A 21,595-nucleotide genomic window follows, 5' to 3' on the forward strand; every position below is an offset into this window, starting at 1 on the left:
ACACGCTATTTTTTCATAGAAGTTTTGCAGGTATTAGCCCTAAGTCGCCTACAAAATGCATAAGAAATTTAAAGAATTGGCAACCCGTCATGCTATTTTAATCGTACATAAAGATTACGATAAGGTAGCTAAACTTTCTCTTTTTTTAGAAGAGCATGGCTTTCTTTGCCTTTACGCAAAATCTGGTTTGGAAGCATTTAAAAACTTTGAATCAGCAAAGGATGGCATTAAAACATTGATGATGCAAGAGGATAATCTTCCCATAGATGCCTATAAAACCATTGATTATATTAAAACGGAACTGAATCAAACTCCATATTGTGTGATTTTAAAGGAATTTGCAGGAACTGCAACTAATAATGCTCAACAATTAGAGCTTATAGATCGTTCCTTTATTTTAGGAGAAGAGCTGAGTGATTTACTGCGGGATATTGTTCAACAGGAAAAAACCTTTGATAAACAGGGTAGTTGTGTTTATTCTTTGGATTATCTAAAGGAAATATCAGATAACAGTACAGAATTTATAGAAGAATCCCTTCAACTTTTCTCTTCATCTGTTGCAAAAGAAATAGGAGATTTGTATCTTAAAATACAAAATAATAATTATGAAGAGATTCGTAAAATAGCGCATAAGATTAAACCTTCTTTTGCTATGGTACAAAATCATAAAGGAGTAGAAATTTGTGATCAGATCACCTATAAAGCTAAAGATGGAGAACTTAAAAATATAATAGACGATTTATATGCTGAATTTACTAATATTCAGCATGCTTTAAAAACAGATTACCCCAATCTAAACCTATAAAAATGAAGAAGATTTTAGTGATAGAGGATAACCCAATGGTTATAAAATCTCTTCAATTCAAGCTTACAAAAGATGGCTATGATGTGATTATCGCGCCAGATGGGAGAGAAGCCATGAAGTTATTAAAAGATGCTACCTACGATCTTATTTTAACCGACTTAAATCTGCCTTTTGTAACAGGAAATGAACTTATTGCCTATGTAAAAGAAAATTTACAGGCAATTCCTATTATTGTGTTGTCTACATCCACACAAGAAAGTATCATAATGGATGCTTTTAATATGGGGGTGGAAGATTTTATCACAAAACCATTTAGCCCTAATGAATTATCACTTAGGGTTAAAAGACTGTTATCATAGTTTATTTTAAAGATAGGTTTTTTGTAAGGTAATTGCTCGATGATCCGAAAAGGCATTTATGGCAGTTATTCATTCTATAGATTCGAATTGGTTATTGGGATATATTCCCGATGATCTTCCTTTTGTGATAAAGACCAATATTCTCATGACCATTATCTTTTTTGGTTTTGCCTTTTTCTTTGTAAGCTTTATTATTTTATTAAGGCTCTATAAAATTTTTAGAAATAGGAAAAAAGAAGAACAGCGTTTACTACTGGAAAATATTTTAAACTCTTATCTATTTGATGAAGACTTTGATAAAGAGAAAGAACTCCAGCGTTTTAAGGATGAGTATTTAAATAAAGCTTTAGAAATTAAGATAGCTATTAAAGAAATATTACTTTTTCATAGTAATATAAAAGGAGAGTCGGCTATACAATTAAGAGAACTTTTTCTTCGCTGGGAATTAGATAAATTCTGTAAAAAACAACTCGAGAATAGTGCATGGTATAGTAAATCCAGAGCCTTATTTAGTTTGTCTGAAATGCTTATAAAAGTTGACCTTGATATTATAAAACCACTTTTAAATCATAAGAAGGATGAGGTTAGACAGCAGGCACAATTATACTTTATAAAATTAGCTGAAAATGAGCCCTTGGCATTTTTAGATCATATGGATAAACCTTTAACCTTATGGGAAGAAATTTTTATAGAAGATGCGCTTAAAAATGAATATCATGGTCCTATGCCAGATTACTCTAATTGGCTACACTCTTCACAACATAGTGTGGTAGATTTTGCCATAAGAATGATTGCAAAATTTAACCAATTTGAGAATATATCAGAACTTTTACCTTTGCTAGAACATTCTTCTGAAGAAGTGCGGCGTGAAACTATAAGATCACTATGTGCTTTAGAGCACTTTGAAATTATAGATACACTTATTTCTCAATTTGGAGAGGAAACAACTCTTGTAAAAAAGACTATCTTAGATGCTATAGAACATTTGGGTAGCTATAATGATTTGATGATGCTTAAAGATAAGATTCAGGATGATGAATGGGATCTTAAGATAAAATACTATGGTATCGCTCAACGTTTTTTACCAGAAAAAAAACAAAGTATTTATATTCAGTACGAAAAAGAAAAAGCACTTTTGCTGTAAATGAGCATTACCTTAGACGACATCGCAAATATTGCCAGTTGGCTTTTCTTAGTATATGGGATTCTAATTTGTTTGGGCTATTTATTTTCGGCAATCTTTTCTATTTTCGAAATTAGAGACTACAAACGATCCAATAATTACAAAGACGAAATTGCTTTATTACAGGCTTCAGAGTTACCTCCGGTTTCCATACTAGCTCCTGCGTATAACGAAGGTCTTAATATTGTAGAAAATGTAAGATCGCTTCTAACTATAAATTACCCAAGTTTTGAGATTGTGATTATTAATGATGGGAGTAAGGACGATACCATGCAACGCCTTATTGAGGAATATGATCTGGAGAAGCAGGATTATCTATTTCACTATTTTATAAAGACCAAAACTATTCGCGGTGTTTACAAATCTAAAAATACTGCTTTTAAGAACTTGTTGGTAATTGATAAAGAAAATGGAGGGAAGGCCGATGCATTAAATACTGGAATTAATGTTTGCAGTCACGATATTATTTGCTGTATCGACGTAGATTGTATCTTGGAATACGATGCAATGTTGAAGCTTATAAAACCATTTCTAAATGATAGAAAGAAAGTAATTGCCTCTGGAGGAGTAATTCGGGTAGCTAATAGTTGCGTAATTGAAGATGGTAGAATTATAGAAGTGAGATTACCTGAAAAATTTGTCGCCAGGGTACAGGTTATAGAATATTTCAGGGCATTTTTAATGGGAAGAATGGCATGGTCTCGTATAGATGGTTTACTACTTATTTCTGGAGCCTTTGGGATGTTTGACAAGCAAATAGCCATCGAAGCTGGTGGCTATAACCATAATACCGTGGGTGAGGATATGGAACTGTTGGTACGTATGCGTCGAATGATGCGCGAAAAGAACATCCCTTATAAAGTTGGGTTTGTTCCCGATCCTTTATGTTGGACAGAAGTACCGCAAAGTTGGGAGATTTTAAAACGCCAGCGTAACCGGTGGACAAGGGGCACTGCGGAAACACTTTTACTTCATAAAAAAATGATTTTTAATCCCAAATACGGGGTTTTAGGTGTGCTCTCAACACCATTCTGGCTGTTTTTCGAATGGATGGCACCTCTAATTGAATTTTCAGGTACTATTTTCTTTATTTTTCTACTTTGGTTTGGTCTAATTAGTTGGAAATTCTTTCTTACTTTCCTGTTAGTGGTCTATGCGTTTGCAGTTTTATTTTCAATTACCGCTTTATTTTTTGAGGAGTATAGCTTTCAGCAATATAAAAAGCCCAAGTATATTTTCACGCTGATTGGAACAGCCTTTTTAGAACCTATTGTATATCACCCTTTTGTGATGTGGGCAGCGGTTCGTGGAAACTGGGATTTGATTATAGGAAAAAAAAGCTGGGGAGAAATGACAAGGACAGGATTATCCAAATCAACAAAAAAATGATTCGTTTTCGGCATTACGCATTTTTTCAGTATACCACTTTACTTAATTTCGATTTAGTAAAAAACAAATAGTGATAAATAAAAGTTCGATCTTGCTTTTTACTATTCCATTAATCCTAAAATTCTTAAAATGAATTGATTGCATTTAGGAGAATTCTTTGAATTAAATATAGGGAGAAGCATATAGATAGGCAAATCTCAAATTATTTGTTGATGGTCCTGAATACGAGAAGAATCCCTTATAAATGGAAATTATACGCAAGTCCTTGGCATAGTAGACAGTAGTGTGCAGATAGAATTTGCTAACGACTAAAAAAGAATACTAAGAATTCTATCTGGTCATCACAGGAGGTAAATTTCTTATAGAAATAATTTATAATGCTCCAACCTAAATAGCATTCCATAGGCAAAGTTTTGGAACAAACATGGCAGGTATTTTAGGTTTTAGCGATTAAACTTAAAAACCATTAATCATATCCTCAAGTGCTCTTTTATCCAGAATTTTGGTCTTTTTACCTTTAGCTGAAATAAAACCTTCTTTCTTTAGTTCAGCAATTAATCGAATACAGCTTTCAGTTGCGGTACCAACGACATTGGCAAGGTCTTCCCTGGAAAGATTTACCGCTAAAAAACCTTCATCATCAGTACCAAAATTGGTGTCAAGATATAGTAAGGCCTCGGCAATTCGTTGTTTTACGTTATGCTGAGACATATTCACGATAAAATTGTCTGATTCCCTAAGATCTGATGCCATGATCTTTAAAAGATTTCTGGTAAATTCAGGATTCTCGTTGATTTTATCAATGATAAGCTGTTTTGGAATATAGCACATCGAAGTATCATTAAGTGCAGTTGCACTAAGATTTGTTTGCTCGTCTGCCACTACAGATCTTTGCCCTAAAATCTCTCCCTTTTTAGCGATTTTTACGATTTGATGTTTTCCGTTTTCGCTAAGTTTAGAAAGTTTAGAGGCGCCGTCACGAACACAAAATACCCCATTTAGTTTTTCCCCTTCTTTAAAAATCTGCTCTCCTTTTTTATAGCTTTTGGTAATCTTGTTATCCGATATAACCTTTAATTCTTCCTTACTAAAAGCCTTTAATGCATTAAACTGTCTTATGATACAACTTTCACATCTTGTTTTTTCAGGGGTTTTCATACTAGAGATTCGGGTTCTTGGTTACAATTTTTGTTTCACAAAGGTAAACATTTAACCCAACTGATATTTATCATATTTTATTTTCTATAAGTAGCGAATCTTTGTATAGCGGTTAAGTTGTGCAAAATATGAAATCATGTTACCACTGTGGCGAAGCTTGTAAAAGCGATGCCCTTATGTACGATCAGAAAGATTTTTGTTGTCATGGATGTAAAACAGTTTACGAAATTTTAAGTAGTAATGATCTCGATTATTATTATGCTCTTGATGAGCGTCCTGGAATTTCTCCTAAAACACAATTAGGAAAATTCGATTTTCTAAATAGCGCAGAGATTGTAGAAAAACTACTTGAATTTAAAAGTGCAGAGGTTTGTATCGTAAATCTGCTTATTCCAGAAATTCATTGTAGTTCGTGTATCTGGGTGTTAGAAAACCTTTCTAAACTTCATCCTGGGATTAAAAACTCACAGGTTAATTTTCCTGAAAAAACATTAAGAATCCATTTTTCCGCAGAAAAAATTACATTTCTGCAGTTGGTAGAGCTACTATGCAAATTAGGTTATGAGCCTTACATTTCACTTTCAGATAGCGATAAAAAAGAACGCAATATCGACCGAAGTTTAATCTATAAACTTGGTGTCGCCGGTTTTGCTTTTGGGAATATCATGTTTTTATCGTTTCCAGAATATTTTGAGGTTAAAGAATTTTGGCTGGATCAATTTAAATATGTGTTTCGCTGGTTGATGTTTGCCTTTAGTTTGCCGGTAGTATTTTATTCAGCAAGCACCTATTTTATTTCAGCATTTAAAGGTCTAAAATCAGGAATCTTAAATATCGATGTTCCCATAGCTTTAGGAATTACCGTGTTGTTTTTAAGAAGTAGTTTTGAAGTCGTTTTCGATTTAGGGACTGGATTTTTTGATAGTCTTTCTGGTTTGGTGTTTTTCTTATTGTTGGGAAGGTTCTTTCAGCAAAAAACCTATTCTTACCTGTCTTTTGAACGGGATTATAAATCCTATTTCCCGATTGGAGTGACAAGAATTAATCATCAAAACACCCAAAATCAAAATGAAGAGCAGGTAGAAGTTTATAAGCTTAGAAAAGGTGATAAGATACTCATTAGAAACAACGAATTAATTCCTGTAGATGCAAGATTAATGGAAGGCGAAGCTTTAATAGATTATAGCTTCGTGACCGGAGAAGCTGTGCCGGTTTCGATCCAAAAAGGCGATAAAATCTATGCAGGTGGTAAGCAAACCGCAGGTTTGCTTCAGGTAGAAGTGCTAAAACCCGTAGAGCAATCCTATTTAACGCAGTTATGGAACAACGAGGTTTTCGATAAAAACTTTAAAGGAAGTTTTCAGGATCTTACCAATAAAATAAGCGGGTATTTTACAAAAGCGATTTTAAGCATATCGATTTTAGCAACTATAGTTTGGTATTTTATTGATCCATCGATGATCCCGCAGGTATTTACGGCAGTTCTTATTATTGCCTGTCCTTGTGCACTGGCTTTAGCGGCTCCCTTCACTTTAGGTAATTTACTTAGGATTTTTGGTCAGCATAAATTCTATTTAAAAGAAGCGAACATTATCGAGAAAATGGCCAATATCGATGCAGTGGTTTTTGATAAAACCGGGACACTTACTTCAACCAAAAAAAATAAAATCACTTACGAGGGGGATTTGCTTACGGAAGAAGAAAAATCATTGTTAAACAGTACGTTAAGAGCTTCTAATCATCCATTAAGTCGATCTCTTTATGAAATTTTAGAGCAAAATGATATCAGAACACTTGATTCTTTTACAGAAGAGGTAGGGAAAGGAATGGAAGCTTTTGCAAATCAAAATTCGATAAAAATAGGGGCTTTTACATATGTCACTAAACTTAATAAATGGAAGCAGGCACAATTAAACCAAACCGCGGTTCATATTAGTACCAATGATCACTACAAAGGCCGATATATTTTAAAAAATGAATATAGGGATAATATTGGCCACTTATTTAAAACCTTAGAGAAAAACAAACAATTGTTTGTACTTTCTGGAGATAATGATGGTGAGCGTAAAAGCCTCGAAAAGTTGTTACCATTAACCACCAAAATGAGCTTTAACCAAAAGCCCCAGGATAAACTGCAGTTTATTAAAAAACTTCAGGAAGAAGGTCGATCTGTAATGATGATTGGGGATGGCTTAAACGATGCAGGAGCATTAAAACAAAGTGATGTTGGCGTAGTAATTTCAGAAAATATTAATGTTTTCTCCCCGGCTTGTGATGCCATTTTAGACGCCTCGGTATTCAGCAAAATAAGTCAGTTTTTTAGCCTTGCCAATAGCGGTCACCGTATTATAAAATTCAGTTTTTTGCTATCGCTTTTCTATAATCTTATAGGGCTTGGATTTGCAGTTACAGGACATCTTTCGCCCATCGTAGCTGCTATTTTAATGCCTCTAAGTTCGATAAGTATTGTGGCTTTTACAACCATAAGTTCCCAGTTTTCAGCAAAAAGAATTATGCGACAAACGTCTAAAAGCCAGAATAAATACAAAACCTGATAAATGTCATTTTATGCCTTCTCGATGGGCAATATTTTTACAAAAAATTAAGAAATGAATATCATCTACGTGTTGCTGAGTATTAGTGTGGTCGTAGCGCTTGTCTTTTTTATTGCCTTTATTATATCGGTAAAAAGAGGTCAATACGACGATACCTACACCCCGTCTGTAAGAATACTGTTTGAAGATGAAATTATTGATAGTAAAGAAAAATCTAAAATCACCGATAAATAATTTGTTTATAATCTTATGGAAAAAGAGCAGTTTTATTACGACAACAAGATCGTAAGGAAATTTATCAATGCCACTGTATTTTGGGGTATTGTGGGAATGAGTGTAGGGCTTCTACTTGCTTTTATGTTTTTGTTTCCTAATCTAACCGATGGAATTTCATGGCTTAGTTTTGGGCGTTTACGACCCTTGCATACCAATGCCGTGATTTTTGCCTTCGTAGGAAACGCAATTTTTGCTGGAGTGTATTATTCTACTCAGCGTCTTTTAAAAGCAAGAATGTGGAGTGATGCGCTTAGTAACTTTAACTTTTGGGGCTGGCAGGCGATCATTGTTGCAGCAGCCATAACCTTACCTTTAGGCTATACCACATCTAAAGAATATGCTGAACTTGAATGGCCAATTGATATTAGTATCGCCTTAGTTTGGGTAGCTTTTGGAGCCAACCTAATTGGAACTATCTTAAAACGTAGACAGCGGCATTTATATGTAGCGATTTGGTTTTATCTGGCCACTTTTGTAACCGTAGCTGTATTGCATATTGTTAACAGTATAGAATTGCCGGTAAGTGCTTTAAAAAGTTACTCGGTTTATGCCGGGGTACAGGATGCTTTGGTACAGTGGTGGTACGGGCATAATGCCGTTGCCTTTTTCCTAACGACGCCGTTTCTTGGATTAATGTATTATTTTGTTCCGAAAGCGGCTAACAGACCAGTCTATTCTTACCGATTATCTATTGTTCACTTTTGGTCACTGATTTTTATTTATATCTGGGCTGGGCCGCACCACTTATTATATTCTGCATTACCAGATTGGGCACAAAATTTAGGGGTAGCTTTTTCTGTAATGTTAATTGCTCCATCATGGGGAGGAATGATAAACGGTTTATTAACCCTTCGTGGCGCCTGGGATAAGGTAAGAACAGATCCTGTCCTTAAATTTATGGTAGTGGCTATTACCGGTTATGGTATGGCTACTTTCGAAGGACCAATGCTTTCTCTTAAAAACGTAAATGCGATTGCACACTTTAGTGACTGGATTATTGCACACGTGCATGTGGGAGCTTTAGCATGGAATGGTTTCTTAACCTTTGGTATGATCTACTGGTTGGTACCAAGGTTATTTAAGACTAAACTATGGTCTGTAAAATTAGCAAATGCTCATTTTTGGATTGGAACTCTTGGTATTATAATGTACGCGCTACCAATGTATGTAGCTGGATTTGTACAGGCTTCTATGTGGAAACAATTTAATCCTGATGGTACATTAACTTATGGTAACTTCTTAGAAACACTTACTGAAATTATCCCAATGTACTGGATGAGAGCGATTGGTGGTAGTTTGTATATCGTAGGGGCTTTTATTGCACTTTATAATGTATATAGAACTGCAAAACAAGGGAGTAAAGTTACAGATGAGTTGGCAGAAGCTGCCCCGCTTGCTAAGATTACCAGTAAGAGAACTTCAAAAGAAGGCTATCATACCTGGTTAGAACGAAGACCGGTAAAACTAACCATTTTTGCAACTATCGCAATTTTGATTGGTGGTATGGTTCAGATTATCCCTTCTTTGATGGTAGACGAATATGTTCCGGTAATTTCAAGTGTAAAACCATATACCCCGCTAGAACTAGAAGGTCGTGATTTATATATACGTGAGGGCTGTGTTGGATGTCACTCCCAAATGATTCGTCCTTTCCGTAGTGAAGTAGAGCGTTATGGTGAATACTCTAAATCTGGAGAATATGTGTATGACCATCCATTTTTATGGGGTAGTAAGCGTACTGGTCCCGATTTATTCAGGGTTGGTGGTAAATACTCAGATAACTGGCATTTAAATCACCTTTACGATCCACAAAGTACTTCTTCGGGTTCTATTATGCCATCTTATAAATGGTTGCTAAATAGAGAATTAGACAAGTCGTCTACCGAAGATAAAATGGAAGCTATGGTAAGTCTGGGCGTACCTTATACTCAGGCCGAGATCGACAGAGCGCAACAGTGGATGATCGAGCAGGGAACACAAATTGAGAAAAACCTTTATAGTGATCCAGATTTTGCCAAAACCTACGAGGCAGATAAGATTTATGCTAAGGAAAATGGTGAAGAATTTGTAGAAATGCGTAATCGAGAGATTGTTGCTTTAATCGCTTACCTACAACGCTTAGGTACAGATATTAAGGTGAAGAATGTAGATGAAGCTCAGGAAGCCGATATCCTTGGGGAATCGAGAGGTGGCTTAGGAGTTATCCAATAATGTTCAGCTAAAGTTATAAATAAAATAAACTAAATCATGCTAAAATTTATAAAAGGAAATCTGGAAAGTATCGATGGGGTAGCGGTTTACCCCATGATCTCTCTGCTGATATTCTTCATTTTTTTCGTAGCTCTTTTTGGATGGGTAATCACCGCAAAGAAAGAGCATATAAAACAAGTGAGTAACATTCCTCTAGAGGATGATAATCAGGAGATATTATGAGAAATACGGCATCATATTTAAGAGTTATCACAATTACTGTTCTGGCATTTGTTTTTCTGGAACTTACTATAGAATCTTCAGAAGAATGGGCGTTTATGGAATATCCTATCATCTGGGCCGTTCTGGGGATCTTACTTGTTTTTGGAATCGCAATGGAAGTTGTTTTGGCTAGTATTACTTCGGTTTTATTCAGAAGTTTAACTCCAGAAGCTCAGGAGCGTTACCTTCAGCAACAATCATTAAGAAAAAAGAATCGATTTGCTAAGCTAAAAGCGTTCTGGAAAAAAATGAACGATAGCAAACCTGTTGAAGAAGAAGAAGAAATTATTCTTGATCACAATTATGATGGTATTCAGGAGTTGGATAATAACCTTCCGCCATGGTGGATATATGGTTTTTACGCAACTATGGTATTTGCTGCGGTATATCTGGTAAGACATCACATTTTTAATGCTCCAGATCAAAAAGAAGAATATATCGCAGAGGTCGCATCAGCAAAAAAAGCGATCGAAGAATATAAAAAGACAGCCAAAGATTTAATAGATGTAAACACAGTAGAACTGTTAACTGGTGAGGAAGACATCAAAGCAGGTTCCGCCATTTTTGCAGGTAATTGTGTTGCATGTCATAAGGAAGATGCCGGTGGTGGTATTGGCCCAAACTTAACCGATGACTACTGGATACTGGGTGGTGGTATTAAAAATGTTTTCAATACTATTTCTGAAGGGGGGCGTCCTGGGAAGGGAATGGTATCCTGGAAAACAGATTTAAAACCGGGGGAAATCGCTCAGGTAGCCAGTTATGTCCTTAGCTTGCATGGTACCACACCGGCAGATCCTAAAGAACCCCAGGGCGATCTTTACGTAGATGAAAATGCTCCTATAAAGGAAGCAGATGTTGAAGTTTCAGCTGATTCAACTTCTATCGAAGTAATGATGGAAGATCAAGCGGTAGAGAAGGAATTTGAAAAATAAACAAATCCAGAGTCGAGCTTCTAAAGTCGACTCTGGTTAATCACTCACATTAGTGAGAATATGTTATGAGCACGATCCCCGAAAATAATTTTAGAGATTCTATTGGAACTATAAACCAGGAAGGTAAAAGGGCGTGGATATTTCCTAAAAAGCCTTCTGGTAAATTTTACAAATATCGAAAGCTGGTAAGTTATCTACTGCTGGCTATATTATTTGCTGCTCCATTTATAAAAATTAACGGCAATCAGTTTCTGTTATTCAACGTATTAGAGCGTCGTTTCAATTTTTTTGGATATCCTTTCTGGCCACAGGATTTTTATCTGGTGGTGATCATGATGATTATAGGGGTAGTCTTCGTGATTTTATTTACTGTGGCCTTTGGAAGGATATTTTGTGGTTGGATTTGCCCGCAAACCATCTTTATGGAAATGGTTTTTCGCCGAATCGAATATTGGATAGAGGGTGATCGCGGTAAACAACTACGTTTGGCAAAACAATCCTGGGATGCCGAAAAGATTAGGAAAAAAGGCCTAAAATGGATTATTTTCTTCATTATTTCGTTTTTAATAGCAAACATCTTTCTGGCTTATATCATTAGTAGTGATCAGCTTTTGGAATACATCACTGAAGGGCCTGCAGAAAACATAAGCACTTTTATTTCTCTGCTAATTTTCACGGGGGTTTTCTACTTTATTTTTACATGGTTTAGAGAACAGGTTTGCATCATTGCCTGTCCTTATGGTAGGCTTCAGGGAGTATTGCTAGATAACCGATCGATTATTGTAGCCTACGATCATAAACGTGGAGAAAAAGAAAAGGGAAGAGCTAAGTTCAGAAAAAATGAAGATCGTCAGGCTACCGGGAAAGGTGATTGTATCGACTGTTTACAGTGCGTACAGGTTTGCCCAACGGGGATTGATATTAGAAACGGAACACAACTGGAATGTGTAAATTGTACAGCATGCATCGATGCTTGCGATTCGATGATGGAGGCGGTAAACCTTCCTATAGGTCTTATTCGTTATGCAAGTGAAGAGAACATTGAGAAGAAAGCCAAATTCAAATTTACACCCAGGTTAAAAGGCTACACTACGGTTTTAGTGATTTTAATAGGCGTTTTAACAGGGATGTTATTTCTAAGAAATGATGTTGAAGCCAGGATTTTACGCTTACCGGGACAACTCTACGAGCATCAGCAGGATAACAGGATCAGCAATGTATTTACCTTTAAACTGGTGAATAAAACTACCGAAGATATCGAAAATGTTCAGTTAAAATTAATCTCTCATAAAGGTGAAGTACGATTGGTAAAAAGTGATAGCCTTATTGTACCAAAACAGGGATTTGCTGAAGGAACTTTATTTATCGAGATCCCGGCGGCTTCTTTAAAAGGAGAGAAAGAAAAACTAAAAATAGGGGTATACAGTAATAACAAATTAATAGAAACTACCACAACCAATTTCCTTGGTCCACGTAGTTATCGATAAAATATAGTATTATGAAATTTAATTGGGGAACCGGACTCGCAATTGGCATGTTTTGCTTTATTGGATTTATCATGTTTATGGTGATAAAAATGAGTACCGACGATAAATACGAATACGATCTTGTAGTTGAAGATTACTACGGAAAAGAATTGCGCTTTCAGCAGGAAATAGATGCAGAAAAGAATTTGAAGCTTTTTTCCGAAGAAATTACAGGAAAGAAAACAACAGAAGGTTATGAACTTAGTTTTCCTAAAACCGAAGGTGAAATAAAAGGAACAGTAAACTTATATCGACCTTCCAATAAGAAACTTGATTTTATTATTCCGTTAGAATTATCTGAAGATAAAATTGTCATTCCTGAAGCACAATTAATCGATGGACGCTGGGATATTTCCGTAGAAATGACCTACCAGGGAAAAGACATTTTGTTTAAAAAATCCATTACGTATTAGATATGCTTATCAGCGGGTTTATATTCGGACTTTTAGGTAGTTTTCATTGTATTGGGATGTGCGGTCCCATAGCCTTTCTATTACCTTTAAGCAGGGATAAAAAGCCCTTGATGTTCCTTCAATTATTCCTCTATAATTTTGGACGGATCTTATCGTATGCCATAATCGGATTATTATTTGGTTTGCTTGGAAAAGGATTAAACCTATTTGCGGCACAACAAAAACTGTCGATAGCCGTAGGAGTTTTGATGATTTTGACTGCTGTTTTTTCATTCAGAAGTATGAAATTTAATAAAATGGTAACTCCTTTTTTTAGCATGATTAGTAGGTTAAAATCCAAAATAGGAGCAGGTTTAAAGAAAAAATCTCCAGATACTTTTCTCTCTATAGGCATGCTAAATGGCTTTTTACCATGTGGACTCGTTTATATGGCAATGCTTGGTGCCATTGCTGAGGCAAATGCTGGTTTTGGGGCTTTATATATGGTATTTTTTGGTTTAGGTACCATTCCGCTCATGACAGCAGTAGTGTTTCTAAGCAATACACTTTCAAGCGGTTTAAAAACCAGAGAAAGAATACGAAAACTAATACCAGTATTTATTGTTTTAACGGGTTTTTTATTTATTCTGCGTGGTTCAGGCCTTAATATTCCTTATCTATCTCCGGCAATGGCCAAAGGCAAAGTAGATGCCAAAATCGAATGCCATGAACCAGTAAAAGTTTCGTTTGAGAAAAACACTTAGGAAGTAGACAGCGGGCTATTTGAAAATTTACTAATGAACTGATTTTTCAAGAACCTTTAACTTTCAAACTTTCAAACTTTCGAACTTTCAAACTTTAAAGCTAATAACTCACTAAACATTCAACTTAAATAAATACATTTGCAGCCAAGCAGGTCGGCCCTATCGCTAAGTTCATATTTGTGGCTTAGAGGAAAGTCCGGACACCATAGAGCAGCATAGTGGGTAACGCCCACCGGTCGTGAGGCCAGGACAAGTGCAACAGAAAGAATGTACAGGTAATGCTGTAGTGAAATCAGGTAAACTCTATGCGGTGCAATGCCATGTAAACCAACATTATCAAATTGCTCGTTTGTCGTTGGAGGGTAGGCAGCTAAAGGACTTTGGTAACAAAGTTCTAAGATAAATGACAAGGGCATCCTGATGAATTTCAGGGTGAACAGAATCCGGCTTACAGACCTGCTTTTTTATATATTCTTACATAATCGATCACATATTCCTGCGGGAAAATAGAATCATCGATCTCACCTGCCCATTTACCGCCAAGTGCAAAATTAAGAATTAAGAAAAAAGGTTTTTTAAAAGGATTATTCTCGGTATCGGCTTCATCTATTTTAAAGGTGTAATATACATGATTATCAAAGGAGAACTCAATTTTTTCTGAATCCCAGTTCATTCCATAAATATGAAAAGCCTTGGTAGGAGAGGTCTCTAGCTCTAACTGGCCACCTTCACTTTTAATATTAGCACTTTTTCCTCTTGGATAGTGAACGGTAGCATGGATAGTATAGGGATCTTTACCTACAAATTCCAAGATATCAATTTCACCACTATAAGGCCATTCAATATCATGAAAGTTTGAACCTAACATCCAAATGGCCGGCCATACGCCTTTTCCCTGGGGAAGTTTAGCGCGGACTTCAATTTTACCAAAATTTAGATCAAATTTTTTATGCGTGTGTAAACTAGCGGAAGTATAGTAAGCCTTTTTTGTATTATACCGATAGTTTTGAATATCGGGATCGAATTTACGGTTTCGATATTCTTCTTTTCTGGCAATAATTTTCAGCACATTATCTTTAACAATGGCGTTCTTTTTTCGTTTGGTATAATACTGTTCCTCAAGATTACGAATAAAGCCCGTTTCGTGTGTCCATTTCTCTTTATCGGGCTTGCCTCGATAATCAAACTCGTCGTTCCAAATTAGTTCGTATTCCTGTGCATTTATGGCCATAGGTAAGAAAGCTAAAATTGTAAGGAAAGAATATCGAATATTAGTTTTGGAAAATTTAATTTTCCTCAACATTCTCGTAAAAAAATGAAAAAACAGAACCTCCATAGCCTCGTTTCTCAACAAAATTTGGGCCACTGGATAAATCGGTATGTTTTCCGGATTCTATAATAAGCATTCCACCTTCCTTAAGCAGATTATTTGTAAAAACTAATTCAGCTATTTTTAAAAAATCCTCGGTAGAAAAATCATAAGGTGGATCGGCAAATATGATATCTGCCGCTATGGGAGCTTTTTCCAAATATTTGAAAACATCACTTTTTATGGCGATGATTGCATAATTTAGTTCGGCTGCCGTTTTCTTTATGAATTTTATACATTCAAAATTGCCATCTATTGCCGTAATTTTTTCAGCACCACGTGACGCAAATTCATAGGAGATATTACCTGTTCCAGAGAATAGGTCTAAAACTTGTAAAGCACTAAAATGATAGTGGTTGTTTAAAATATTAAACAAACCTTCTTTTGCCATATCAGTGGTTGGTCTTACGGGTAATTTTTTAGGGGCGATAATTCTTTTTCCCTTGTTACTTCCTGAAATAATGCGCATTTAAAGCGTGTTTAAAAGTATGTATTCTTCAGATTTATTAATATTCCATCCTTCTTCAATTTCATGTTCTGTTTCTGAAGATAAGAAATAGATATTTCGAATATAATCCTGAAGCAATTTATAGATATCGTCTTCTTTATGAATGTCTCCACTTAAGTGAAGTTTAAATTTTTTAGGATCTAAATCTAATTGCTCTGCAACAAAAAGCAGGTAATATAAATAATCTTCTTTACTCGAATAAGTAAAGCTGTTGCATAACAATAGCCTGCCATCTTCTATGATAAACAAATCTAGCCGTTTATGGGTATTATGCGCATAAACTTTAATTCCTTTATGATCATCAAAAGAAAGAAACCTGTATAATAATACTGATAGATGGTGAACATATTCAAATTCACCATATTTTTCAAAAAAGTAGTTGATGATATTGGTGTAAGGAATATATACATTTACCATTTCCTTATTCTCAATTTCGTCTACTGCCACAAAATCGGTTTTAAGGATTTTCGTATTGAATTTTAAATAAGATGCAGCCGCATCTTCTTTAAACCATTTTTTAGGAACCAACGTAAAAAGGCTATTACAAAAGCATAATTTTACTTCGTTGACTGCTGTTTTAAGCCGTGGTTGTGTATTATACTCTTCTTCGATTTTCTGAAGAAGGTTTACCGGGTCCAGTTCTTTTTCAAATGATTTTTTGTGATAATAAACAATAGTATTGTTTGTTGTATTTAAGATACAAAAAGAAAGTCCATTCAGGCTAACCTGAATGGACAGTTTACAAAAAGTATTTTCTTGATTATTGGTCACCATAGGTTTGTGGCCAATTTCCTGTAGTTTTAATTTCCTCCATAGAACCTACACTAATGTAGCGACCATTAACTTCCTCTACAGATTGCGCTTCGTTCTCCTGAAGAATTAATTGTTTGTCCTGATCGTATAGGATTACGCTTTTTGCAACTTTTGCTTCAAAAACAGGAATTTTGCTATCTCCTTTTTTGATGTTACCAGCTTCTAATTCGATTTTAGCATCTGTTCCTTTAATTGGCACATTGATCATATTGGTATAACGATCACGATTCCCTTTGAACAAAGAATCTTTTACCGGTACGAAGTCTAGGGTGTCGATAAGAACTTTTTCGATATATTCGTCTACACCGTAGTTCTTTTTGTATTCTTCATCCAATACTGTAGTATCTCTACGTTGGGTAATAGCAAATTCAGCAGTATCGATAAATTGTACAAGTTTATTAAAATCACCTTCAAAATTACCAACAATCTCCTTATGAGCAAGCTCGGCTGCTCTTATGTCTTTAAGGTTTTCAATTACTTTAGGGTAACGTTGTTCTTTAACCTTGTTAAATTGAATTGGTCGGTATACGGCATCAAAAGTTAACCAAGCCAGGAAAGCTATAACCGCCCACAATAGTAATTGAATTACAAGTCTCATGCTTCTAAGAAATTAATTTAAGTTATTAGAGTTATATGACAAATCTACAATTTTTTTTTATTCGTAAAAGTTTCTTGCCTAAAAATCCATCATTATCTTTGGTTTTTTGAAGATTCAGCTATGGAAAAACCGAATGTTTCAGCATTCTATAAAATTTTGATTCAGGATTTGGGTTTTCAACCCCGTGAAAAACAGGATATTGCCTTGCAGCAACTTGCGAAATTTGCTGTAGAAGGTACAAACGATGATCTTTTTTTGCTTAAAGGCTTTGCCGGTACAGGAAAAACAACAATTATCAGCTCATTTGTTAAAAACTTATGGAAAATTAAGAAATCGGGTGTATTAATGGCGCCAACAGGGCGTGCTGCCAAAGTAATTGCTAATTATTCTAAAAGAGAAGCTTTTACCATTCATAAGAAAATTTATTTTCCGAAGAAGTCGGGGGGAAGCGGAATTCAATTTGTTTTACAGCCCAATAAGCATAAAAATACAATTTTTATAGTAGATGAGGCCTCGATGATCGCAGATCACCCGGGAGATTCTAAAAATTTTGATAATGGCTCTTTGCTAGATGATTTAATGGAATTTGTTTACAGCGGGCATAAATGTCAGTTGATTTTTATAGGAGACACCGCACAGCTTCCACCGGTAAAAATGGATATGAGTCCGGCACTGGATCAGGATAAATTACGAACCGGATTTTTTAAGGAGGTTGGACATATAGAGTTGGATGAAGTAGTGCGGCAGAGTGAAGAAAGCGATATTCTGCACAACGCAACTTTAATTAGGGAAGCTATAAGAGAGGAATTTTATGAGAGTTTTAAATTTGAACTGGGACCTAAAGCAGATGTAGTACGACTGGTAGATGGGTATGAAATTATGGAAGCTATTCAGGACGCTTATCATTCTTTAGGCAACGAGGAAACCAGTATTATCGTTAGGTCTAATAAAAGAGCTAATCAATACAATCAGCAAATAAGATCACGGATTTTATTTCAGGAAGAAGAAATTTCAGCAGGGGATTATCTCATGGTGGTGAAAAATAATTATTTCTGGGTGAAACCCTCTTCAGAGGCCGGTTTTATTGCGAATGGGGATATCGTAAAAGTTTTAGAGATTTTTGCAATAAAAGAACTTTACGGATTCCGTTTTGCAGAAGTTTCTGTCCAAATGGTGGATTATCCAAAAATGAGTCCTTTTGAGACGGTAGTGATGTTAGATACCTTAACAAGCAATTCGCCTTCGCTTACTTTTGAAGAGTCTAATCTTCTTTATCAGGAAGTGATGAAGGATTATGAAGACGAAACAGCCAAGTATAAGAAATTTTTGAAAGTTAAAAACAATAAATATTTTAATGCATTACAGGTTAAATTCTCTTATGCCATCACCTGTCATAAAAGTCAGGGTGGACAGTGGAATACGGTTTTTATAGAACAACCTTATTTACCAAATGGTATTGGTAAAGAATATCTTCGATGGTTGTATACAGCGGTAACAAGGGCTACAGATAAATTATATCTTATAGGATTTAAGGATGATTTTTTTGTTATACAGGATTAACTAAATTTAAACAGCCTGGCAGGGTATAAAAGCTTATTTTAGAAAAAAACTAATCAATATTTTTGATGAAAGAAAAACTTAAGATTGTCGCGATGATTCCGGCCAGATACGAAGCTTCCCGTTTTCCTGGGAAATTGATGCAGGATTTGAATGGAAAACCGGTAATTCAGCGAACCTATGAAGCCGCTAATAATACCGGACTTTTCGACCAGGTTTATATTGTGACCGATAGTGATAAAATTTTTCAGGCCGCAACTGAATTTGGCGGAAAAGTGATACGAAGTAAAGAAGAGCATGATTGCGGAAGTGATCGTCTTGCCGAGGCCGTTCATGATATGGATGTAGATATTGTGGTTAATGTACAGGGAGACGAGCCATTTATAGATAAACCAAGTTTAGAGCGGCTACTAAATGTTTTTCAGGATGATGATGCTTCAAGTATCGATCTGGCTTCGTTAAAAGTGGCTATACAGGATAGCGAAGAAATTACTAATCCTAATAATGTAAAGGTAATTACAGATAATAATGATTATGCCTTATATTTTTCCAGATTCCCGTTGCCTTATCCAAGAAATACAGACATTAAGGTGATTTATTATAAGCATATTGGGATTTATGCTTTTAGAAAACAGGCCCTTTTGGATTTTTATAATTTGCCGATGCTTCAACTGGAAAGTGCTGAAAAAATTGAGTGTATTCGATATTTGGAATACGGTAAAAATATCAAAATGGTAGAAACCGAGATGCAAACTATTGGGATCGATACTCCTGAGGATTTGGAACGTGCAAAGAAATACCTACAATCTTCTGAAATGTAAATTGAAATCAAAAAATATAGAATTCGATATTCAACTAAAACGGCCGGTATTTTAAAGTACCGGCCGTTTTCATCTAGCAATACAGAATCTACTAACTAACAATTAACCATTGCTTACTGCTTCTTTATAGGTTGAAAGTGCACGTTCTCTTGCTTCTTTGTGATCTACCATTTTATCAGGATAATCATCGCTGCCAAATTCTTCAACCCATTCTTTTATATATTTTTTGTCTTTATCGAATTTATCTATTTGAGTAGTTGGATTAAATATCCTAAAATAAGGAACGGCATCTACTCCACTTCCAGCAACCCACTGCCAGTTTCCTACATTCGAAGACATTTCGTAATCCAGTAATTTTTCAGCAAAATAAGCTTCTCCCCAGCGCCAATCGATTAGTAGGTGTTTGCATAAAAAACTTCCTACTAACATTCTAACCCTATTATGCATAAAACCAGATTTATTTAACTGGCGCATACCGGCATCAACAAGAGGGAAGCCTGTTTTACCGTTTTTCCATTTTTCAAACTCCTCTTTATTATTACGCCATTGTATATTATCGTATTTCTTTTTAAAAGCATCAGTTACTGTAGAAGGGTTATGATATAAAACCTGCATAAAAAACTCGCGCCAAACCAGTTCCTGTAAAAAGGTTTTATTTTTTTCGTTATTCGCTTTCTTTACCATTTTCCTAACGCTTACCGTCCCAAACCTAAGATGTGGTCCTAAACGACTGGTGCCTTCTTTGGAAGGTATATTTCTGGTATCCTCGTAGCGCTGAATAAGACTTGGTGTGGTATCAAAATCAGGCACTTTTAAAGATGATTTTTTAAAACCAATATCGCTTAAACTTAAGTTTGGTAACCTGGTATTTTGGACGAGATTATCTAGAAATTGACTGGTATAATGAATCTTTAGATCACTATTTTTAAAATGCTCCATCCAGGTTTTCATGTATGGTGTATAAACCACATAAGGATCACCATCACCTTTTACGACTTCATCTTTTTCAAAGATAACCTGGTCTTTAAAAGTCTCAAATTTAACATTATTTTCATCTAACAATTTCTGAATTTTTTCATCACGATCTTTAGCGTAAGGCTCATAATCTCGATTGGTAAATACTTTACCAAGGCTATAATTCTTTAAGAGTTCTTTAAAAACTTCTTCAGGTTTACCATGATACATGCCGATAGAAGAATGATGATTTTCCTGAAGTTCATTTCTCATATCCTGAAGGGTTTCAAAAATAAAAGTTACACGAGCATCATCCTCTGGTAAATTATCTAAAATTTCAGGATCAAAAATAAAGATAGGCATTACGGGATGCTCTTCTTTTAATGAAGCTAAAAAACCTACATTATCATCTAATCTTAAATCCCTTCGAAACCAAAAGATATTTATTTTGTCTCTACTCATTTATGAAATATTTAGTGTTGAAAGCCCTCCATCTACACCAAGAATTTGTCCTGTAATCCAACTACTTTCTTCACTTAATAAAAATGCGGTCATATTTGCAATATCAGCGGTAGTTCCTACTCTTTTTAATGGGTGCCGTTGATCCATTTTTTCTTTTTTCTTATCATTATTTAAAAGTTTTTCTGCAAGCGGAGTATCGGTTAGTGAAGGGGATACTACGTTAACTCTTAAGCTAGGAGCATATTCTGCGGCCAAAGATTTGGCAAAACCTTCAATAGCACCTTTGGCAGCAGCTACACTTGTGTGAAATGGCATCCCTACTTTAACGGCAACACTACTAAAAAACACTAGACTTGCCTGATTAGATTCTTTTAATTTGGGCATTAATCCATTTACTACCTTAATCAAACCAAAGAAATTAAGTTGCATTTCCTGTTCAAAATCTTTTGGTTTTAGCATTTTAAAAGGTTTCAGATTGATGCTTCCCGGGCAGTAAACCAGTCCGTCTAATTGTTCAGGTAGATCAAGAGAAGAAATATCATTCTTTAATACGTCAAATTCTAAATGAGTCACCTCTAGATTATCATGATCAACCTTGTTTCTTGAAGCGATATAAATATTATGGTTCTTGTATAGTTTTTTAGCGATTTCTAATCCTATACCGGTAGAACCACCAATGAGTAAAATATTCTTTTTCAT

20 protein-coding genes, 1 other RNA gene and 1 pseudogene are annotated in these 21,595 nt (G+C 35.3%); 15 read left to right on the forward strand and 7 right to left on the reverse strand.

The genetic code is table 11. The features are described 5' to 3' along the window. The first annotated feature begins 55 nt into the window (after positions 1-55). The 4 genes from ZPR_RS10900 to ZPR_RS10915 are packed head-to-tail and all read left to right on the forward strand — an operon-like array spanning position 56 to position 3,736. Complete coding sequence (locus tag ZPR_RS10900; RefSeq protein WP_013071719.1) at positions 56-805, forward strand: Hpt domain-containing protein; 750 nt, start codon at positions 56-58, stop codon at positions 803-805. Positions 806-807: 2 nt separating this feature from the next. Continuing rightward, complete coding sequence (locus tag ZPR_RS10905) at positions 808-1,164, forward strand: response regulator transcription factor (RefSeq protein WP_013071720.1); 357 nt, start codon at positions 808-810, stop codon at positions 1,162-1,164. Between the two features lie 58 nt (positions 1,165-1,222). Then, entirely contained in the window at positions 1,223-2,308 is a 1,086-nt protein-coding gene (locus ZPR_RS10910; protein ID WP_013071721.1) for a HEAT repeat domain-containing protein, read from the forward strand. Continuing rightward, complete coding sequence (locus tag ZPR_RS10915; RefSeq protein ID WP_013071722.1) at positions 2,309-3,736, forward strand: glycosyltransferase family 2 protein; 1,428 nt, start codon at positions 2,309-2,311, stop codon at positions 3,734-3,736. It abuts the gene before it with no gap. A gap of 456 nt (positions 3,737-4,192) precedes the next feature. Here ZPR_RS10915 and ZPR_RS10920 read toward each other — a convergent pair whose 3' ends face one another. After that, positions 4,193-4,894: a Crp/Fnr family transcriptional regulator gene (locus tag ZPR_RS10920; protein WP_013071723.1), complete on the reverse strand. Its 702-nt coding sequence runs from the start codon at positions 4,892-4,894 to the stop codon at positions 4,193-4,195. A 128-nt stretch (positions 4,895-5,022) separates the two neighbouring features. Here ZPR_RS10920 and ZPR_RS10925 point away from each other — a divergent pair, with 128 nt between their 5' ends. From ZPR_RS10925 to rnpB, 9 genes are all read left to right on the forward strand, one after another. After that, on the forward strand, positions 5,023-7,449 hold the full coding sequence (locus ZPR_RS10925) for a heavy metal translocating P-type ATPase (protein ID WP_041578856.1): 2,427 nt from the start codon (positions 5,023-5,025) through the stop codon (positions 7,447-7,449). Positions 7,450-7,503: 54 nt separating this feature from the next. Further along, positions 7,504-7,683, forward strand: a complete 180-nt coding sequence (ccoS, locus tag ZPR_RS10930) for a cbb3-type cytochrome oxidase assembly protein CcoS (protein ID WP_041578857.1) — start codon at positions 7,504-7,506, stop codon at positions 7,681-7,683. Positions 7,684-7,698: 15 nt separating this feature from the next. Beyond that, a complete protein-coding gene (ccoN, locus tag ZPR_RS10935) occupies positions 7,699-9,936 on the forward strand; it encodes a cytochrome-c oxidase, cbb3-type subunit I (protein ID WP_013071726.1) in 2,238 nt (745 codons plus the stop codon). A 36-nt stretch (positions 9,937-9,972) separates the two neighbouring features. Continuing rightward, on the forward strand, positions 9,973-10,158 hold the full coding sequence (locus tag ZPR_RS10940) for a CcoQ/FixQ family Cbb3-type cytochrome c oxidase assembly chaperone (RefSeq protein WP_013071727.1): 186 nt from the start codon (positions 9,973-9,975) through the stop codon (positions 10,156-10,158). Beyond that, positions 10,155-11,132, forward strand: a complete 978-nt coding sequence (locus ZPR_RS10945) for a cbb3-type cytochrome c oxidase N-terminal domain-containing protein (protein ID WP_013071728.1) — start codon at positions 10,155-10,157, stop codon at positions 11,130-11,132. The genes ZPR_RS10940 and ZPR_RS10945 overlap by 4 nt, the downstream gene beginning before the upstream one ends. A 65-nt stretch (positions 11,133-11,197) precedes the next feature. Continuing rightward, positions 11,198-12,619, forward strand: coding sequence for a cytochrome c oxidase accessory protein CcoG (gene ccoG, locus ZPR_RS10950; RefSeq protein WP_013071729.1), 1,422 nt, complete (start codon positions 11,198-11,200; stop codon positions 12,617-12,619). An 11-nt stretch (positions 12,620-12,630) separates the two neighbouring features. Continuing rightward, entirely contained in the window at positions 12,631-13,071 is a 441-nt protein-coding gene (locus ZPR_RS10955) for a FixH family protein (RefSeq protein WP_013071730.1), read from the forward strand. Positions 13,072-13,073: 2 nt separating this feature from the next. Continuing rightward, positions 13,074-13,814 (forward strand): sulfite exporter TauE/SafE family protein, encoded by a 741-nt coding sequence (locus tag ZPR_RS10960; protein ID WP_013071731.1) that lies wholly within the window; start codon positions 13,074-13,076, stop codon positions 13,812-13,814. Between the two features lie 145 nt (positions 13,815-13,959). Then, an RNA gene (gene rnpB, locus ZPR_RS22770) (RNase P RNA component class A) lies at positions 13,960-14,281 on the forward strand. A 23-nt stretch (positions 14,282-14,304) separates the two neighbouring features. Here the strand turns inward: rnpB and ZPR_RS10965 are convergent. The 4 genes and pseudogenes from ZPR_RS10965 to ZPR_RS10980 all read right to left on the reverse strand — a co-directional run. Next, a pseudogene (locus tag ZPR_RS10965) lies at positions 14,305-15,150 on the reverse strand (glycoside hydrolase family 16 protein); the annotation flags it as partial. Further along, positions 15,101-15,652, reverse strand: a complete 552-nt coding sequence (locus ZPR_RS10970) for an RsmD family RNA methyltransferase (protein ID WP_013071733.1) — start codon at positions 15,650-15,652, stop codon at positions 15,101-15,103. The pseudogene ZPR_RS10965 and the gene ZPR_RS10970, both read right to left, overlap by 50 nt. After that, complete coding sequence (locus ZPR_RS10975; protein WP_041578858.1) at positions 15,653-16,465, reverse strand: DUF3822 family protein; 813 nt, start codon at positions 16,463-16,465, stop codon at positions 15,653-15,655. It lies immediately after the preceding gene. After that, positions 16,452-17,102, reverse strand: coding sequence for a hypothetical protein (locus tag ZPR_RS10980; protein WP_041578859.1), 651 nt, complete (start codon positions 17,100-17,102; stop codon positions 16,452-16,454). The genes ZPR_RS10975 and ZPR_RS10980 overlap by 14 nt, the downstream gene beginning before the upstream one ends. 120 nt (positions 17,103-17,222) lie before the next feature. On the opposite strand from ZPR_RS10980, the gene ZPR_RS10985 reads away from it, so the two are divergent. Then, positions 17,223-18,662: an ATP-dependent DNA helicase gene (locus ZPR_RS10985; RefSeq protein WP_013071736.1), complete on the forward strand. Its 1,440-nt coding sequence runs from the start codon at positions 17,223-17,225 to the stop codon at positions 18,660-18,662. A 65-nt stretch (positions 18,663-18,727) separates the two neighbouring features. Then, a complete protein-coding gene (gene kdsB, locus ZPR_RS10990; protein WP_013071737.1) occupies positions 18,728-19,480 on the forward strand; it encodes a 3-deoxy-manno-octulosonate cytidylyltransferase in 753 nt (250 codons plus the stop codon). Positions 19,481-19,582: 102 nt separating this feature from the next. Here the strand turns inward: kdsB and ZPR_RS10995 are convergent, their stop codons facing one another. Together ZPR_RS10995 and ZPR_RS11000 are read right to left on the reverse strand one after the other, a co-directional pair. Further along, the gene (locus ZPR_RS10995; protein WP_013071738.1) at positions 19,583-20,896 is read right to left on the reverse strand and encodes a cryptochrome/photolyase family protein; all 1,314 of its coding nucleotides are present in this window, start codon (positions 20,894-20,896) and stop codon (positions 19,583-19,585) included. Next, complete coding sequence (locus tag ZPR_RS11000; protein ID WP_013071739.1) at positions 20,897-21,595, reverse strand: SDR family NAD(P)-dependent oxidoreductase; 699 nt, start codon at positions 21,593-21,595, stop codon at positions 20,897-20,899.

The organism is Zunongwangia profunda SM-A87 (assembly GCF_000023465.1).
Lineage (GTDB): Bacteria > Bacteroidota > Bacteroidia > Flavobacteriales > Flavobacteriaceae > Zunongwangia > Zunongwangia profunda.

Coding starts and splice junctions, on each gene's coding strand:
- ZPR_RS10900 (WP_013071719.1), top strand. CDS start 56: ATGCATAAGAAATTTAAAGAATTGGCAACCCGTCATGCTATTTTAATC.
- ZPR_RS10905 (WP_013071720.1), top strand. CDS start 808: ATGAAGAAGATTTTAGTGATAGAGGATAACCCAATGGTTATAAAATCT.
- ZPR_RS10910 (WP_013071721.1), top strand. CDS start 1,223: ATGGCAGTTATTCATTCTATAGATTCGAATTGGTTATTGGGATATATT.
- ZPR_RS10915 (WP_013071722.1), top strand. CDS start 2,309: ATGAGCATTACCTTAGACGACATCGCAAATATTGCCAGTTGGCTTTTC.
- ZPR_RS10920 (WP_013071723.1), bottom strand. CDS start 4,894: ATGAAAACCCCTGAAAAAACAAGATGTGAAAGTTGTATCATAAGACAG.
- ZPR_RS10925 (WP_041578856.1), top strand. CDS start 5,023: ATGAAATCATGTTACCACTGTGGCGAAGCTTGTAAAAGCGATGCCCTT.
- ccoS (WP_041578857.1), top strand. CDS start 7,504: ATGAATATCATCTACGTGTTGCTGAGTATTAGTGTGGTCGTAGCGCTT.
- ccoN (WP_013071726.1), top strand. CDS start 7,699: ATGGAAAAAGAGCAGTTTTATTACGACAACAAGATCGTAAGGAAATTT.
- ZPR_RS10940 (WP_013071727.1), top strand. CDS start 9,973: ATGCTAAAATTTATAAAAGGAAATCTGGAAAGTATCGATGGGGTAGCG.
- ZPR_RS10945 (WP_013071728.1), top strand. CDS start 10,155: ATGAGAAATACGGCATCATATTTAAGAGTTATCACAATTACTGTTCTG.
- ccoG (WP_013071729.1), top strand. CDS start 11,198: ATGAGCACGATCCCCGAAAATAATTTTAGAGATTCTATTGGAACTATA.
- ZPR_RS10955 (WP_013071730.1), top strand. CDS start 12,631: ATGAAATTTAATTGGGGAACCGGACTCGCAATTGGCATGTTTTGCTTT.
- ZPR_RS10960 (WP_013071731.1), top strand. CDS start 13,074: ATGCTTATCAGCGGGTTTATATTCGGACTTTTAGGTAGTTTTCATTGT.
- ZPR_RS10970 (WP_013071733.1), bottom strand. CDS start 15,652: ATGCGCATTATTTCAGGAAGTAACAAGGGAAAAAGAATTATCGCCCCT.
- ZPR_RS10975 (WP_041578858.1), bottom strand. CDS start 16,465: ATGGTGACCAATAATCAAGAAAATACTTTTTGTAAACTGTCCATTCAG.
- ZPR_RS10980 (WP_041578859.1), bottom strand. CDS start 17,102: ATGAGACTTGTAATTCAATTACTATTGTGGGCGGTTATAGCTTTCCTG.
- ZPR_RS10985 (WP_013071736.1), top strand. CDS start 17,223: ATGGAAAAACCGAATGTTTCAGCATTCTATAAAATTTTGATTCAGGAT.
- kdsB (WP_013071737.1), top strand. CDS start 18,728: ATGAAAGAAAAACTTAAGATTGTCGCGATGATTCCGGCCAGATACGAA.
- ZPR_RS10995 (WP_013071738.1), bottom strand. CDS start 20,896: ATGAGTAGAGACAAAATAAATATCTTTTGGTTTCGAAGGGATTTAAGA.
- ZPR_RS11000 (WP_013071739.1), bottom strand. CDS start 21,595: ATGAAAAAGAATATTTTACTCATTGGTGGTTCTACCGGTATAGGATTA.